The 17,150-nt window shown below is 45.7% G+C and carries 14 protein-coding genes; 5 read left to right on the forward strand and 9 right to left on the reverse strand.

Annotated features, from left to right (window positions below):
- Window positions 1–243 precede the first annotated feature (243 nt).
- Entirely contained in the window at window positions 244–1,401 is a 1,158-nt protein-coding gene (locus OH463_RS15880) for an amino acid permease (RefSeq protein ID WP_005452440.1), read from the reverse strand.
- Between the two features lie 750 nt (window positions 1,402–2,151).
- Complete coding sequence (locus tag OH463_RS15885; protein ID WP_005452442.1) at window positions 2,152–2,463, reverse strand: hypothetical protein; 312 nt, start codon at window positions 2,461–2,463, stop codon at window positions 2,152–2,154.
- Between the two features lie 140 nt (window positions 2,464–2,603).
- Here OH463_RS15885 and OH463_RS15890 point away from each other — a divergent pair, with 140 nt between their 5' ends.
- Together OH463_RS15890 and OH463_RS15895 are read left to right on the forward strand one after the other, a co-directional pair.
- Complete coding sequence (locus OH463_RS15890; RefSeq protein ID WP_009696387.1) at window positions 2,604–2,939, forward strand: helix-turn-helix domain-containing protein; 336 nt, start codon at window positions 2,604–2,606, stop codon at window positions 2,937–2,939.
- An 88-nt stretch (window positions 2,940–3,027) separates the two neighbouring features.
- Window positions 3,028–3,759 carry a hypothetical protein gene (locus tag OH463_RS15895; protein WP_269991567.1) on the forward strand — a complete coding sequence of 244 codons (732 nt, stop codon included), beginning with the start codon at window positions 3,028–3,030 and terminating at the stop codon, window positions 3,757–3,759.
- An 86-nt stretch (window positions 3,760–3,845) separates the two neighbouring features.
- Here OH463_RS15895 and OH463_RS15900 read toward each other — a convergent pair whose 3' ends face one another.
- The 7 genes from OH463_RS15900 to OH463_RS15930 form a co-directional block, all read right to left on the reverse strand.
- Complete coding sequence (locus OH463_RS15900) at window positions 3,846–4,592, reverse strand: phosphatase (RefSeq protein ID WP_269991568.1); 747 nt, start codon at window positions 4,590–4,592, stop codon at window positions 3,846–3,848.
- 26 nt (window positions 4,593–4,618) lie between these two features.
- Window positions 4,619–5,353: a nucleoside/nucleotide kinase family protein gene (locus OH463_RS15905; RefSeq protein ID WP_005452446.1), complete on the reverse strand. Its 735-nt coding sequence runs from the start codon at window positions 5,351–5,353 to the stop codon at window positions 4,619–4,621.
- Between the two features lie 9 nt (window positions 5,354–5,362).
- Window positions 5,363–5,881 carry an MltR family transcriptional regulator gene (locus OH463_RS15910; RefSeq protein ID WP_009696391.1) on the reverse strand — a complete coding sequence of 173 codons (519 nt, stop codon included), beginning with the start codon at window positions 5,879–5,881 and terminating at the stop codon, window positions 5,363–5,365.
- 59 nt (window positions 5,882–5,940) lie between these two features.
- The gene (locus OH463_RS15915) at window positions 5,941–7,212 is read right to left on the reverse strand and encodes a zinc-binding dehydrogenase (protein WP_269991569.1); all 1,272 of its coding nucleotides are present in this window, start codon (window positions 7,210–7,212) and stop codon (window positions 5,941–5,943) included.
- Window positions 7,213–7,259: 47 nt separating this feature from the next.
- Entirely contained in the window at window positions 7,260–8,672 is a 1,413-nt protein-coding gene (locus OH463_RS15920; protein WP_005452449.1) for a PTS mannitol transporter subunit IICB, read from the reverse strand.
- Window positions 8,673–8,685: 13 nt separating this feature from the next.
- The gene (locus OH463_RS15925) at window positions 8,686–9,129 is read right to left on the reverse strand and encodes a PTS sugar transporter subunit IIA (protein ID WP_005425097.1); all 444 of its coding nucleotides are present in this window, start codon (window positions 9,127–9,129) and stop codon (window positions 8,686–8,688) included.
- A 478-nt stretch (window positions 9,130–9,607) separates the two neighbouring features.
- A complete protein-coding gene (locus OH463_RS15930; protein WP_009702404.1) occupies window positions 9,608–10,327 on the reverse strand; it encodes a GntR family transcriptional regulator in 720 nt (239 codons plus the stop codon).
- A gap of 313 nt (window positions 10,328–10,640) precedes the next feature.
- On the opposite strand from OH463_RS15930, the gene mngA reads away from it, so the two are divergent.
- The 3 genes from mngA to manA all read left to right on the forward strand — a co-directional run bounded on the left by mngA (window position 10,641) and on the right by manA (window position 16,945).
- Window positions 10,641–12,575: a PTS 2-O-a-mannosyl-D-glycerate transporter subunit IIABC gene (gene mngA, locus OH463_RS15935; RefSeq protein ID WP_045486799.1), complete on the forward strand. Its 1,935-nt coding sequence runs from the start codon at window positions 10,641–10,643 to the stop codon at window positions 12,573–12,575.
- 421 nt (window positions 12,576–12,996) lie between these two features.
- Complete coding sequence (mngB, locus tag OH463_RS15940) at window positions 12,997–15,636, forward strand: mannosylglycerate hydrolase (protein WP_269991570.1); 2,640 nt, start codon at window positions 12,997–12,999, stop codon at window positions 15,634–15,636.
- A gap of 115 nt (window positions 15,637–15,751) precedes the next feature.
- The gene (manA, locus tag OH463_RS15945) at window positions 15,752–16,945 is read left to right on the forward strand and encodes a mannose-6-phosphate isomerase, class I (RefSeq protein WP_269991571.1); all 1,194 of its coding nucleotides are present in this window, start codon (window positions 15,752–15,754) and stop codon (window positions 16,943–16,945) included.
- The last annotated feature ends 205 nt before the right edge of the window (window positions 16,946–17,150 follow it).

The raw sequence follows: 17,150 nt of genomic DNA on the forward strand, positions 1-17,150 counted from the left end.
TCAATTCCCCTTTTCTTAATAACTTGGGCGTTATGATAAAAAGAGAGGCAATCGCTCTTGTCAGGCGCTAGCGAGACAATTTCATCCCATGGTCAAATATCATCACGATTTATCAAGCCAAGGCCAATCCGATAAGAGCTACAGATGTATCACTCGCCAAAAGGTATAAAAAAGCCGTTTACCCCACGAGGCAAACGGCTTTTTAAAATTTGAGTCGCTTAAGCGTCAATCAATCAGTGGATACTACACCGCTTGTGCAAACAACAGGAAACAACCAAATAGGAAGATCACGCTCATGCCCATCGCACCGCCACCTGCTTCGTACACATTGTCATCATCCACAGGCACACGACGTACTTTCATCGTCATTGATAGTGGGACAAAAACTGCTAAGAACACGAGGATAATACCTGCGTAGCTTAGGATTGCGAGAAAGTGTTCTGGAGCAAACACGGCACCAAGCAGCGGTAGGATGAACGTTGTCACAAATACCACAGGCTTGCTAGCTTTAAGAAGGTCCGCATTTTGGTCATACAACGCCATTGCCACACCCAAGAAAGACGTTAGAAGCGCCAGACCAGTGAACATCGATAGAATGAATTCTAGACCCGAGTATTGTTGACCAAGCACAGAGATCAACTCAGATACGTTAGAGAATTGAATAAGCTCGTGTGGAGGTAGGTTACCCACGACTGCAAACAACCAAAGTAGGTAGCACACAAGAGGAATCGTAGAGCCAACAATGATCATGTTGCGCAGTTGATTCTTACTTGCTTCTTTGTTGTAGGTCACCAAAGAAGGAATCACCACCATAAAGCCGAAGCTGGTGAATAGAACTGAGCTCTGTTTAATCAATGCCATTTTGTCTGCGTTTACCACTTCACTTAGACCTTCAAACGACACATTTGGCGCAAGAGAGAATAGCGTTAGAATGAGCGCGACAATCATACCGATGAACAAGCCACGGTTTAGCTTATCCACCACACCAGTACCCGCAGATACGATAAGACCAACCAGCACAGTAAAGCCAACTTGGCTAGAAATCGTAGAAAGTGGTAGTCCCATTGACGTGGTGACTTTTTGTACCAAGTCACCCGCACCAATAATGTAAGCCATTAGCAGGCAAACAAGTAGTGCATACAAAAGACCATTAGTAACAAGCTGACCACCTTTACCAAGGGTTTCGCGAGCGATTGCATTCATGCTGACACCACCACCTACTTTGCAGCTTGCTTCTAATAGAAGAAGTGCAGCGTAAGTTGTACCTGCCCAAATGAACAGCATAAGGAGAGTGCCCCAAAGAAGGCCAAATTGAGCAAGCACCATTGGTATGGCAAGCATACCAGCGCCAAGAGCAGTACCTGCTACGATCAGGGAGCTGCCGACAAGTTTTAGGTTCACGGTTAATACCTCTAAATTTAATCCGTTTTATTGTGACTTATCGTACTTTGGTTCGAAGTACGATCTACGGAAACGCCCTACCTTACAGCCCCAGAACTCAGCGCGAAACCGGAATTCAGGATGCAAAAAGCTTAGACTCAAGACGGATCTATCCTGTCTGAGCATATAAAGGGGGTAGGGAATCATTTCCGGGCAGAGTTCGATTAACGGAACGTCTCACTTTGGGTTCGAAGCAAAATCAGCGCATCCTTTTTCGTCAATCCCATTCTCTGCTGAATGGATTTGGTTCGAAAGGATTGTAAGGCATAAATAGGACGATTGAAAAGCAAAAGCTCCATCTTATAGCCATATATTTTAACAACTATCAGTTGATGCAACAGATATGTTGTAAAACCGCCGTTTATTTAGCCTTTTGTCGTTATAAAGAATAGAAAGTGAGCGATGGCACTCAATTTTTGAGGTGTACATGAAAATGTACACTTTGTTGGAAGGTGTTAGAAACCCGGAACATAGCCTAGATTCAGCAATATCGTTATTATTCGCTCCGTACCGACATGTTTCGGTTCACATACCTCTAAACACTGATTTACGGTTCGAAAATATAGGTAAATGAGTGTTCCGAATGCTGGGTTTGGTTCCCCAGCATTTGTATCCTTTCGTTAATTATTCCAAGTGCTTTTATTTCACACAAACGCCTTTGTGGGATTTCGCTCGCCCGTATTTTGTTAAACGAACCAAACCTTCAACGCATTACATCTCCTTGTCTAGCGCATCAATAATGTATGTCAGCACAGCAATCCCCAAATCAGCAACCGAACGTTCCATCAAACTCAAGTGTTCATATGATTGAACCAACTCCTGTTGTTCAATATCACTGCGATGTAAAAACAGCTCTTTATAGTTCATCAATCGCTTTTGGGATTCTCGCGTTAGCCAAGTAACATCTAATCTTGTATCCCGGCTACGATTGCGAATTTCATCAAGAAGTTGATCTAAAATGCGTTGCATTTTGCGAATATTAACTTCGCCAGAAATTGATTTATAAAACTGATATTTTTCCATTTTCTGAAACTGACTGAATTCACGTTATTTTTTTGTGGAACGTCATTCTTATCACTATATCCATTCGGGTAAATATGGGGTGGTTAAACTGGTCCGGTTATTGCGTGCTTCAGGACAAAACTGTCCACTAAGGAGGAGCGATGCAAGTAGACCCGTTGATTGAAGTTCTGATTAGGCGACGCAAAATGAAAGGCGTGTCACGCGAACAAATGGCAAAAATTGCCGGAATGAGTGAAAAGACGTATCAGCGAATAGAGCGAGGCGAATCTGATTTAAAACTCTCACAATACCGTTCAATTTTGCGTGCATTAAACCTGACCGATTTAGACATCGCATTGGATGCAAGAGGTGTTGATAACATTTCTGCAGAAGACGTTGCGTCTGCGGCAAGATTACTTCCCCCAGAAGCACAGTCTATGCTGACCAAGCTTATCTTCTTAGTGCTAGAGCAAAAAACTAAGGCATCCCAAAAGTAGTGCTCTAGACGCATGAATCAAACACAGTTATGGTGAGCTAAACTTAAAGATTAGCGCTTCGATACTCCAAATTATGGGGGAATGTACTATGAGAAGCATCTGGGTAATCGCCACCACCCTACTCTGCTTGGTTGGGTCAACAAGCCTTTCAGCACAGTCACAGGTGAAACCAGCAGTAAAACCGATAACTCAACCGGGTAACAAACACGATTTACGCCCAGTAAACCGCCCTTACCGTCCCATTAAGCCACCGCACCATTACCGTCCGCCTTACTACCGACCACCCTACTATCATCGACCTCATTATGTCGTGAGACCACCCCGTTATCATTCGTCGTTTATCTATGTAAGACCGGGGTATTGGTATCCACCTTATCGTGGACGTTACTATTATTATCACAGTGATTTAGTAGACATTGCGACCTTTGCTGTCTTCGCTGGTATTACTTATGCCATTGTTCAAGATTCCTATTACCGTCGTGATGGTGTCCGCTATGTGTACGTTCGTTATCCACCAAGTGGTAACTACACCATATTGCGCGATGACCGTGTGATAACGTCATCGACGACCAATGATGCTCCGCCTTCAAGGCAGATCGTTTCGCCATCATTAAGCTCAAACACAGCAAGAGTGAGTCCAATACCACCAGCGCCAAAGCCTGAGCCAAGCCCCTATAAACTTGGTGAAATCGTAGACTCGCTGCCTCACACTAAAGAAACTGTCGTCGTTAACGGGCAAAGTTATTTCAAATATAAAAATACTTGGTTTGCACCACTCAGAGCCGAGCGCAAATTTGTTGTGGTAGAGCCACCGTTGTAGTGCTTTTTGTTTCATCCTAAACAAACAAAACCCGCACGCTGCGGGTTTATGTCTCTTAGCCGATAACCATTTGGATCAGTCGCTTCTCAATACAGCGCTTCGAACTCTGGAATTTTCGCCTTGCCCCTCAGCAGTAAGAAGTTCAAGAACCGGCTCGTTGATGTAGTGAGTATTTTCTCTTCTTCAACACCATGTTTTTCCAGCAAAGCAATGGCCAACTCTAACTTGGAAATCTCTTCACTGAAGTGAGCATCCGATCCTGTGGTGAAGTAAACGCCAATTTCTTTACCTAGCTCCACAATACGGTCACAGCGACTATCACTGCCCTTACGGCTTTTACCTGTCAAAGACGTATTGTTTACTTCTACCGCGACATTGTGCTCTTTTGCACAACGCAGAACCTGCTCCATATCGAATGGGTAATTCGGGTTACCTAAGTGACCGAGAACATCCACTCTGCCACTTTTGATTGCATTAATCAGAGCGGCGGTATGCTCAACTTCCGATGCAGGCTTAAACACGGGTTCATGAAAGCTCGCTATCACCCAATCAAGATGTTGATCAGAAGAAGGCGGTAAATCGATCTTCCCCTTCACATTCAGCGTGTTGGCTTCGACGCCACGAAGAATACCAACCTCATGTAAAAAGCGGGGCAAAATTCTTTGATTATTGAAATGCCAGTAGTGAGGGGCGCCTGGCATCTCAGGAGCATGATCGGTGGTACAAAGAAGTTTTAGCCCCTTATTCTTGGCAGCCAACGCATTCTCTAAAATTGTGCTATAAGCGTGTCCACTGGCAATAGTATGGGTGTGGCTATCAATCACGATATCCATGGTAACCTCCTGAGATTGTGGACGAACTATCGAATTTCGAACGAGCCGTTTTGATTAAGGAACAAAGATAAGTCAGCAGGAACCGAATGATTCAGAACTTTATCAACGTTGACCGCATCAGAACGTAAATAGAACTCCAATGCCGCTTCTGGGTCTGTACCGCCGCGGATTTTACGATTGACCAAACGATCTTGTAGAAACTCCGCTTGGGTATCAATAAACACCGTAAAATCTGCCAAACGATGCAGTTCTTTCCATACTGGTTCATCAAGCAGCAGCCAGTTACCTTCAACAACGACAATGTTGCGATTAACTTGAATGGCATCATCAACTGGGTCATGTAAGTTGCGGTCGTAGTAAGGCCACTTACTGTCTTTCACTTTCAGTTGTTTCAGCTTGTCGATAAGCTCCGTGAGATTGAACGTCTCGTAAGAGCCTTTAATGCTGCGCAGTGGAACACGTTCACCATTACGCTCAATGGTGTTGCTGTCGAGGATTTCATTCGGGTAGTGAAAACCATCAAAAGGCAGAACCTGAAGTGGCTCTTGGTTTTCATCTTGTTCTGATAAATATTCCCAAAAGGCTGCTAGCGTAGACTTTCCACTACCCGGAGGGGCGCACAAGAACACAACAATACGCTCCTGCTTCTCGTGATAAAGGCGGGTAAACTTTTCGATAAGAGGTTGATGGATTCGCTTTACGTCGGCTTCAGGAAAGGTAGCTTCGGTCTCAAAACCACTGACGTTTAAATTCACTTTCATGGTGAACCCTTATTGATTTATCTCCCCTTCGATTCTTTCTATCAACATTTCGCACGACAGCTTTAATACTGTTTTGATGAGCGCTTCGTATCTCATTTGCGAAAAGGACTCAAACGAAGAGAACTTAAGCTGATTGATCGACTCAAGATAAAAGCTGTCTTGCTGGGAAGAGAGTACTGATTGGTTTTTGATGAAGTCGTAAATCATGTCATCGGCAAACTCGACCTTTTCCGGCTGAGTGACCACAAACTCCAACACCTGATCGTACAACCCAATGTCAGCGTAAGTTTCCAGTGAGATCTTGCCCATTGCAAACATCAACTTAGACACCACATCGGTTGTTGCTAACGGACCATCTTCTTTCAATAAAGGATCCACAGCATACTCCTTCACGAGGTCGTCTTGAACGAACACTTTCGGAAGCAGTGCTTTTAACTTGAGGTTAATTATTTTGTTAGAAACCTGAAGAAACGCAGTGGCATTTTCGCACTCGTCCAGCTTCTCCAGTAATTCATCTTCACGTGACAACGTCTTATGACCTCTCCATTATGTGGCAGCACAGAGGCTACCACACAAATTCGTTGCAACTAAACCGTTAAGCTCACGTCATAAAACTCAAGTAACGCTTTTTCTGCATGAGCATTCCACACATAGTTGTTTGCGTTCAAAATTGCGTCTAATTCGACGAAGAACGGGTCTTGGTCTGCCAACGATAAAAAGTCATCAATCGCGGTCAACGGCAGGTCAATATGCGGGTAAATCAACTTTTTACCACCCGGAATATCCAACTGATTCAAAATCGTATGTGGCGCAGCTTGCAGACCACCAACGTGTGTGATCATGAACGATGGATTGATCTTACCTTGTGAAGACAAGTCGATAGACTCCACCATGTCGCCAGTTGAGCCACCAGACGTGCCCACAATATGCGTTGACTCGTAATGCACATTGTAGAAGTTAAACGGTACTTTAAATTTCTTATCGGTAGGTCCTGCGAAGAAGTTCAAGCAGCCGTCGTTACCCAACAGCTCGTCGGCTTGCTCTAATACTTGCGATACTGCTGCGTATACCATCACGTCATCGTAGCCTTTGCCGTCGTTAAGCGCTTTCAAATAAGTGACAGGATCATCAACTTGGGCTGTATTCACGTAATGCAGCTCAACGCCTTGCTCTTTTGCTTTCTCAACCGGAATTAAGCACTCTGCTCGGTCTAAACGTGCGGCGTCGATGTCTGTTACCACAATCAGTTTTGGCTTCACAGGTCCGTTAATTGCGTAGTCAATCGCACCAATGCCCATTGGACCAGCACATGCGAGTAGCGCTAATGCTCCGCCCTCTTTAATACCCATATCGTGCTCATACACGTACTGCGTCGTGTGGTAACTCGCATGGTAAGCACCGATGATGCATGACATTGGCTCAGCCAGAGACGCATCTGCAAAGTAGTCACCGTGGTAAGGCAGCACACATCCTAAGTCGATAGCAATTTTAGGAATGATGGAATACGTTGCGTTGCCACCAAAGGTTTCGTAGCTGTAACCCGCAGAGTAACCAGTAGGCAAACCCATTGCTGGTTGTAGAACAAAGTAATCGCCTGCTTTGTATTGGTCTTTTAGGTTCTCACCGACTTCAACAATCACACCTGCGTATTCATGACCCGTCATTACTGGCACTTCATCAATGTTCTCAGGGACGCGTTTGTGTTTGCTACCTAACAATGCTGCTTTGTAAGTGGACAGGCAAATGCTGTTTGAAATGTTTTTAACCAGAAGTTCATCGGCTGAAATGCTTGGCAAATCAAAGGTTCTTAGTTGAACGTCTTTCTCACCACAGATAACCGCTGCCGTTGTTTGTACCATGATTTCTCTCCTAAATGGGGCGGTAGGTTCCGCCCCATACTGCATTGTTAGGCTGGTTGCTCAGTCGCGACCGTTTGTTGCTTAATCTTATCCATCAGCTCGTCAAGCGCTGGGTCATTAAGGAAGTTCTTAATTGTCACGACAGGCAAGCCTGTTGCGTTTACTGCGCGGCTTTCTAAACTTTCGTGTGTCACGACAATGTCGGCCTCACTTGGCACTTTTTCGATGGCAAAGTTCTTCACTTCAATATCAATCCCGGCTTGTACTAACTTGCGCTTGAAGGTTGAAGCCCCCATTGCGCTTGAGCCCATACCAGCGTCACAAGCAAATGCGACAAATGAAATTGGTTTGTTTACTTGTTGCGTTGCAGGTTTAATTGCACCTTCCGCTTTCATGTCTTTCATCTCAGAGACAGACTGTTCAAACTCGTCTTCTTTGTTTTCTGCTTTGCTCATCTTCAGAATCGCACTTGCGACAAGGAAGGAAACTATTGTTGCTGTTGTGACACCTGCGATGGTCGCTAGGAAACTGCCTTTTGGAGTAAGAGCTAGGTAAGAGAAGATTGAGCCTGGACTTGGACCTGCTACCAAACCTGCATCCAGTAGGTTGAAGGTTGCGATACCAGTCGCCGCACCTGCAATCATTGCCACAATCATAATTGGCTTCATTAGCACGTACGGGAAGTACAGCTCGTGAATACCACCAAAGAAGTGAATGATGATGGCACTTGGCGCAGAACGTTTAGACAGACCTTGACCAAACTTCGCGTAAGCCAACAGCATACCAAGACCCGGACCTGGGTTAGATGCCACCATAAAGAAGATAGATTTGCCTGTTTCAGCTGCTGCCTGCAGACCTAACGGGTAGTAAATCCCTTGGTCGATGGCATTGTTAAGGAACAGCACTTTCGCTGGTTCATTGATGATCGCAAGCAAAGGAAGGAATCCCGTTGCAACCAAAGCTTCAATGCCCGATTTAACGAATAAGTTAGCCGCCGTTACTGCAGGACCAACAATCTCATAGGCGAATAGACATAAAATCATGCCCACAATACCCAATGAGAAGTTGTTCACCACCATCTCAAAGCCCGAAGGGATGCGATGTTGGATTCGTTTATCCATTTGCACCACAACCCAAGCACTGAGCGGACCCATAATCATTGCGCCGACAAACATTGGAATGTCAGCACCAACAATAACGCCCATGGTACCGATGGCACCAGCAACCGCTCCGCGTTTGTCACCAACAATCTGACCGCCCGTATATCCAATTAACAGCGGCAATAAGTAAGTGATCATTGGACCAACAAGTTCACCAAATGCTTCGTTTGGCATCCAACCCGTTGGAATAAAGAGTGCAGTAATAAAGCCCCAAGCGATAAAGGCTCCGATATTTGGCAGCACCATGGCGGTCAAATGACCCCCGAAGGCTTGCACATTGGCTCGCATGTTTGGTTTCACGTTATATTCCTTTTTAGTATGCTTTTATTATGTCTAGCACTTGCTCCTTAGATGAGGCTTGTGCCAGCTTCGCAATGTTCTCTTCGTCCACAAACATCTCGCTTAACGCTTGAATCACCTCAATGTGGGTATCAGAGTCTTTTGCAGCTAGGGTAATAAGAATATTGGCAGGACCAAGGTCCGAACCAAAATCAACTGGTGAAGGGAAGATATGAATGCCCAAGCCCGTTTTTAGCACACCGGTTTCTGGACGAGCATGTGGCATTGCCAGTCCTGGGCACAACACATAGTAAGGACCATTTTCTTCGGTCGATTGGATGATGGCATCCGCGTATTGCTGAGAAACGTAACCTTTGTCTTCTAGGTATTGCGTTGTCTTTTTAACTGCGTCTTGCCATTGGTAAGCGCGGTCATTAATAACATCTACTAGTTCGTGGTCGATTAATTCATACAGCATTTTTAAACCCTATCAACAGTTCGGTTTCGATGGGTTAATTATCAATAAGAGTAGCTAAACCACGCAACCACGCTCCTTTTGTGCAACAAATCACAATTAAATAGCTGTCAATTTGTTTTAATCAACGTAGTTCAAAAATAGACAAAGAAAATTAGCAACAAATTTTCTTTAAGCAACATGTCAATAGGCATAGTTTGAACCCACGCACCAATCCAAACATTTCTAAAATTTACCAATAATATAACTTGATCACATTACGACTCTTGACTCACTATTTATCGTGATTAAATTCAAACTTCATTTTCCACTGATTCGGTGCCAACACGTTTCGAACAGGGACAATCATCACACTTGTTTGCGAAAAGAAATCGAAACGTTGCTTAGTTTCAGCAAATAATGAATAGCAAGTAGATAGTGAATAGCAGATACAGAAAACCCGCCGAGTGGCGGGTTTGAGAAGAAGTGAGTTGTATCGCACTTACGACTTATGACGTTTCGCCACCAGCGTAAACTTATAGTCGGTCGATTTAAAATAGTTGCGGCTGTATTCAAACACCACATCACCTTGTAAGAAACCACGTGTGCGCTTCTCAATGATCGGTTGTGCTGGGTCGATGTCTAACAAGTCTGCAATGTCTTGCGGCGGCAATACCGGGATGATTTCTTGTTCGCTGCGATCAATCACCATGCCCTTCTCTTTCTCGATAAAGTGATACTTAGAGCCTTGCATCACTTGGTAGGTGAGATCAGGGAACATCTCTGTTGGTAGCCAGGTTTCTTCTACTGTAATTGGGTTGTTATCAAGATAACGAACACGCTTCACGTAAAAGATTTTGTCGTCCTCATTAATGTTCAGAGCTTCAGCCATAGTTAACGACGCTTTGGTGATCTCGAACGCAACCACGTCACTGTGCGTCACCGCATTTAAATGTGCCCACTTCTCTGCAAAGCTGGTCTGCTGGTAAATATCGTAGTTAACCTTGTTCTCTTTCACATAGGTACCACTACCCTGCACGCTTTCCAGTTCACCATTTTCAATCAGCAATTTTAACGCTTGGCGAACCGTGACTCGGCTACAAGAGAATTCCTCGCGTAACTGGGCTTCGGTAGGAAGAGCGGTTCCTACTTCGTATTCGCCATCGCTGATCTTTTCACGAATCGCATCCGCAATCTGGCGATACATTGGCAGTCTTGCCATGTTTACCTCTATAAAAACAATACAAATGATCGTTCAAGTGAGCTTGTTTGAGACAACTCAAGAACCGAACACACCAGAGTGAACTATCATTGCAAGAAAGACTTGGTTTATAGACTCTATAATACGAATTCAGGTCAACATGACAAGCACTTGTTCGCATATCGGCATACAAAAACAAGCCAAAACAATACAACAATAATACATATTTTAATTCAACTGCGATCCTGATCACGGATCATTTGTATTTAAAAGGTATTATTCACATCATTGTTGAATGCACAACAATGTCGAATGTGACAATGGGACAAAAGTTATGAAATTAACCTCTCTTACAAACCCATCGCTGATAAACCTACAAACGACGTTTGAAAGTCGTGACGCAGCGATTCGTGCACTTGCCGACCAGCTAAACCAGGAAGGCAAACTGCATAACAAGGAAGAATACCTACAAGCAGTGTTTGCTCGCGAAGAGCAAGGTCCGACGGCGCTAGGCGAAGGCTTAGCAGTACCGCACGGTAAGACAGATGCAGTAAAAGAGGCGGCATTTGCCGTAGCCACACTAAAGCAAGACTTAAAGTGGCAAGGTCTGGATGAAGACGAAGACGTAAACCTGATCTTCTTAATCGCAATTCCAAATGCGGAAGCAGGTTCAACACACATGCACCTGTTGACCGAACTGACCACAACCCTAGTGGATGACGATGTTCGCGAGGCAGTGCTAAATGCTACAAATGTAGAACAAATTTTCGCTTTGCTTGATGGTCAAACAGAGCAAGAAGAAAAACAAGACCAATTAGATACAAATGCACCAACCATCGTTTGTGTGACTGCTTGCCCTGCGGGTATTGCCCACACCTACATGGCAGCAGAATACCTAGAGAAGACAGGTAAGAAGCTGGGTTACAACGTACATGTTGAAAAGCAAGGTGCGAACGGTATTGAAGATCGTCTGACTGCCGAACAGCTAAACAGTGCAACGGCAGTCGTTTTCGCGGCAGAAGTGGCGATCAAAGAACTTGAACGTTTTGAAGGCATTCCTCGTGTAGAAGTGCCAGTTGCGGAACCAATCAAACACTCTGAGCGCATTCTTAACGAAGCGATTGAAGCAGGTAAAGCAGGTCGAAGCGCAGGCGCTGCGGTTGCAACCAATGACAAACCGAAGAAGCTACCGCTTAAGACTGAACTGAAACAAGCACTGCTATCAGGTATCTCTTACGCCGTTCCTCTTATCGTCGCTGGCGGTACCGTACTTGCTGTTGCCGTGCTATTGGCACAAATGTTCAACCTACAAGATTTGTATGCAGAAGAAGGCTCTTGGCTGTGGATGTACCGCAAGCTAGGTGGTGGTCTACTGGGTACATTGATGGTTCCTGTACTGGCGGCATACACCGCTTACTCATTGGCAGATAAACCAGCACTTGGTCCAGGTTTTGCCGCAGGTATCGCTGCGAACCTTATCGGCTCTGGCTTCCTTGGTGGTGTTGTCGGTGGCTTGATTGCCGGTTACGTCATGCGTTGGGTAAAAGAAAACGTACGTCTAAACCCTGCGTTCAACGGCTTCCTAACCTTCTACCTATACCCGGTTATCGGTACTTTGGTTGCTGGTTCATTGATGCTGTTCGTTATCGGTAAACCTGTTGCTTGGCTAAACCAAGGTTTGACGGACTGGCTAAACGGCATGTCTGGCACCAACGCCCTACTTCTAGGCGCAGTAATTGGTTTATTCGTATCGTTCGACCTTGGTGGTCCAGTAAACAAAGCCGCTTACGCATTCTGTTTGGGTGCAATGGCGAACGGCGTTTACGGCCCATACGCTATCTTCGGTTCGGTGAAAATGGTCTCTGCGTTCACAGTAACGGCTTCAACCATGCTTGCACCTCGCCTGTTTAAAGATTTCGAAATCGAGACGGGTAAATCAACGTGGTTGCTTGGTCTAGCGGGTATCACTGAAGGTGCGATTCCAATGGCTATCGAAGATCCAATCCGCGTCATTGGCTCATTCTTACTTGGCTCTGTCGTAACAGGCGCAATGGTGGGTGCTGCTGGCGTAGGTCTATCGACTCCGGGGGCAGGTATCTTCTCAATCTTCCTACTACACGATGCAGGTCTAGGCGCATTCACCGCTGCGGCAATCTGGTTTGGCGCTGCGCTGATTGGTGCAACTATCTCGACCATCACTCTCATCATGTGGCGAGCACACGCAGTAAAAAAGGGCAAATTTGTCACTGAGGCTGCTGCTCAGCCATAACCCGAATTATTTATACCCAAGTAACTTCAAGCTGCTTGGTTCAGCGAGAATGACTTGGTTTGTAGACGCGGCGGCGATTTGAAGGTCTAGTGGGTCTAAATCAAAAATCGGCAACAAAGTATACATGCCAAGGCAACTCGCCCTTTGGGAGCGTGTCATTGACCCGATTTCTGCTTCAAACAATTTGGAAATAGAGAGCTATTACACTGCATTGTTTTCCTTGAACTCGAATCAATGACAACGCTCTGAATCCTGCAGTTTGAAATCACTTGGGTATATAGATTCGCTCAACACAAACTTTGGGCGTGGGATTTCTGCGCCCTAAATATTCGTCGGCAAGCATAAACGCCGCAAAAACGAATAGAAAACAATCAAATTTAAAACAAATTAACGGCAATTATTGCCTAAGACGGTAAAAGTTATGACTACATCTCGCGTTCATATTACTCCTCACATGCACTGGGATCGTGAATGGTACTTCACTACAGAAGAGTCTCGCATTCTGCTAGTGAACAACATGGAAGAAATCATGACTCGTCTGGAAAACGATCCAGACTACAAATACTACGTTCTAGACGGTCAAACCGCAGTTCTGGAAGATTACTTCGCAATCAAGCCAGAAAATAAAGAGCGCGTACGTGAGCTAGTACAAGCAGGCAAACTGATTGTTGGTCCTTGGTACTCTCAAACGGATACGATGCAAGTATCTGGCGAATCGATTGTACGTAACATGCTTTACGGATTGCGTGACTGTCTAGCGCTAGGCGAGCCAATGAAGATTGGTTACCTACCAGATTCATTCTCTATGAGCTCTCAGCTGCCAGCTATCTACAACGGTTTTGGCATCAATCGCGCTATGTTCTGGCGTGGTTGTTCAGAGCGTCACGGCACAGATAAAACCGAGTTCTTGTGGCAATCAAACGATGGCAGCGAAGTCTCTGCGCAAGTTCTGCCACTGGGCTACGCGATTGGTAAATACCTACCGCAAGACGAAGAAGGTCTGCGCGCACGTCTAGATAAATACTTCCCAGTGCTAGAAAAACCGTCGGTAACCAAAGACATCCTGCTACCAAACGGTCACGACCAAATGCCTATCCAAAAAGACATCTTCGAGGTGATGGATAAGCTACGTGAAATCTACCCAGACAAAGAATTCAAAATGAGCCGCTTTGAAGAAGTGTTCGAGCGTATTGAAGCCGAGCGCGATCAGCTTGATACCATCAAAGGCGAGTTCAACGACGGTAAATACATGCGTGTTCACCGTACTATTTCTTCAACGCGTATGGACATCAAACTGATCCACGCAGAAGTAGAAAACAAGATCGTAAACATCCTTGAGCCATTAGCGTCTATCGCATGGACACTAGGTTTCGAATACCACCACGGTCTAATCGAGAAGATGTGGAAAGAGAGCATGAAGAACCACGCTCACGACTCGATTGGCTGCTGCTGTTCAGACAAAGTACACGCAGAGATCTTGAACCGTTACATCCTTGCTGACGACATGGCGACCAACCTGATCAACTTCTACAAACGTAAGATTGTTGACCACATGCCTGCACGCGAAGGTTGCGACAAGCTAGCACTATTCAACCTATCGCCATACGCTCGTGAAGAAGTGGTAAACACCACCATCACTATCCGTGCAGAACAGTTCAACCTGTTTGATGAAAACGGCACGCCAGTTGAATACTTCATCCAAGATCAACGCGTAATCGACCCAGGTAAGATTGACCGTCAAATCGTTCACTACGGTAACTACGACCCGTTCATCGAATACGACATTCAAATCAAGCACACTGTGCCAGCGATGGGCTTCACTACCCTACACATTCAAGCGAATGAGAAAGGCACGCAAAAAGTGGCTGAGCAGAAAGAGTTCCTTCTTGAGAACGAATTCTACCGCATCAACATAAACGCAAACGGCACTCTGAACATCTTCGACAAAGAGACAGAGTACCTTTACGAACAAGCGCTGCGCATTGAAGACGGCTCTGACGATGGCGACGAATACGACTACTCACCTTCTCGTAAAGAGTGGCTGCTGTACTCAGACGAATTCGACGCTGAAGTGAATGTGAAGCACGAAGGCTTCCAATCTGTCGCAACCATCAAACTGCGTATGAACTTGCCAGAGAACCTACAACAACGTGAAGAGCGTACAGGTCAAAACGGTTACCTAGACGTGAACTGCCAAGTGGTTCTAAAACAAGGTACACGCCGTATTGAAGTTCGCATGGAGCTAGACAACCAAGCAGACGACCACCGCGTTCGCGTATTAGTACCAACACCGTTTGTGTCTGAAACCGTGGTAGCGGACAACCAGTTCGGTTTGATCACTCGTCCAACGAACGATCCAGAAATGGCGAACTGGGAAGCAGACGGCTGGAAAGAAGCACCAGTGCCGGTTTACCAGCTAATGAACTTTGCTGCGGTTGAAAACGCACAAGGTGGTATGGCGCTAATGAGCAACGGTCTGCGTGAGTTTGAAGTGATTTCAAGCCAAGGCAATGAAGAGCGTGACACATTCGCCCTAACCCTTCTGCGTGGTATCGGCGTGTTGGGTAAAGAAGAGCTGTTGCTTCGTCCGGGTCGTCCATCTGGTATCAAGATCCCGACGCCAGATTCACAAGTACGCGGCAAGATCGTTTGTGAGTTCGCACTATTCGGTTTCGCGGGCAACCACATCGAAGCAAACGTAATGGCAGCGGCGCGTGACAACGTGACTCCAATCCAGTGCTACAACAAAATCCCTTACAACGCGATGAAGCTGAACGTAGGCGAACAAAACCTACCGCTAACGCACAGCTTGCTAAACAAATCGCTAGAGGGTGCGGTACTGAGCGTGCTGAAGAAGGCGGAAGACGAGGATGCACTCATCCTACGCGTCTACAACCCATCAGAGAGCGAAGTGATTAACGACACAGTGGCGTTTACTTCAGAAGTAACGTCATGGAAAGAAACACAGCTAGACGAGAAAGTGCTACTAAATGAAGTGGACACTGCATCGTTCGGTACGCTGAAACCGTGTCAGGTTAAATCTTTCCAAGTGAAGTTCTAATCCGGTTCTCAGGATAAGGTCATCAACTAGATAACCCGTCCAAACCGACTCAGGCTTGCTCTCATCGTGGAGCAAGCCTCTCCTCTTCTTTCGTTCCAATCAAGAGAATATCGCCATGCAACACGCTCTATTCAAACTGGACAATGTAATTCAAAACTACGCTTGGGGCAGCCACACCTCGATTCATGATTTATTCGGCATCGACAATCCAGCAAACGAGCCACAAGCAGAAATCTGGATGGGTGCTCATCCAAACGGCTGTTCAAAGCTTGCTGACACCAAACAACTGCTGTCAGAAGTCATCAACCAAAACAAAACGCAATCGCTGGGTGATTACACCGCAGCACGTTTTGGTGAACTGCCGTTCCTATTCAAAGTACTGGCAGCTGAAACACCGCTGTCTATCCAAGTACACCCTAGTAAGCACAAAGCAGAAATGGGCTTTGCTCGTGAAAACGAACAAGGCATTCCACTTAATGCTGCAAACCGTAACTACAAAGATCCAAACCATAAACCGGAGTTGGTTTATGCGCTGACATTTTACAAAGCGATGAACGGCTTCCGCCCAATTGAGCAGATCTTATCTCTGTTTGAACAAGCGAACATCACTGCTCTAGAGACTGAAATCAACGCACTGAAAGCGACACCAAACAGTGAAGGTCTTAAAGTGTTCTTCTCTGCAATTATGTCGTTAGAAGGCGAGCGCAAACAACAGGCGTTGAATGAGCTTTACGCAATCCTAGAGCGCCCGGCGAAAACCGCTATGGCACGAGAAGCTTACGGTTATATTCAAGACTTCCGTCAGCATTACGCGGACGATATTGGTCTGTTTTCGCCATTGATGCTGAATACGATTGAACTGGCTCCGGGCGAAGCAATGTTCCTCCATGCTGAAACGCCACACGCCTACGTTCAAGGGACAGGTTTGGAGATCATGGCGAACTCAGACAACGTGTTGCGCGCTGGCTTAACTCCGAAGTACATCGACGTTCCTGAGCTTATCGACAACACCATCTTCAACGCGATTGACCCAGAGCAGATCAAGCTCGCGCCAGTACATAAACAAGGTAAGCTTAGTTACCCAATTCCGGTGGATGATTTCGGTTTTGAAGTGATGGCAGTTGAAGGCACTGCACCGACTCAATTCGTACGTAGCGCAGAGATTTTGTTTTGTATCGAAGGGGAAATCTCGGTTTCTAGCCAAGACGATCACATCACTTTGAAAGCGGGTGAATCGGTATTCGTCTGCAGCAACTCAGTGAAATACGTTTGCCAAGGTCAGGGCACCTTAGCTCGCGCCTTTAACTGATTGGCAAAATGAACTGACAGCTTATTGGATAGCAGCTTTCTGTTATCCAGTAAGCACGCTCCTAACCTAGGTTTGCGCTGATTTTGTCAGTGGTCAGCAATAACCACCTTGTCACGCTCCACTTCGATGACGCTTTTCGAAGACGAGCAGACCGTTACCGTTAATATTCATGGTCCACTCCATCACCAAGACTTTTGACCATACC

The organism is Vibrio sp. NFR, from assembly GCF_027587095.1.
Lineage (GTDB): Bacteria > Pseudomonadota > Gammaproteobacteria > Enterobacterales > Vibrionaceae > Vibrio > Vibrio harveyi.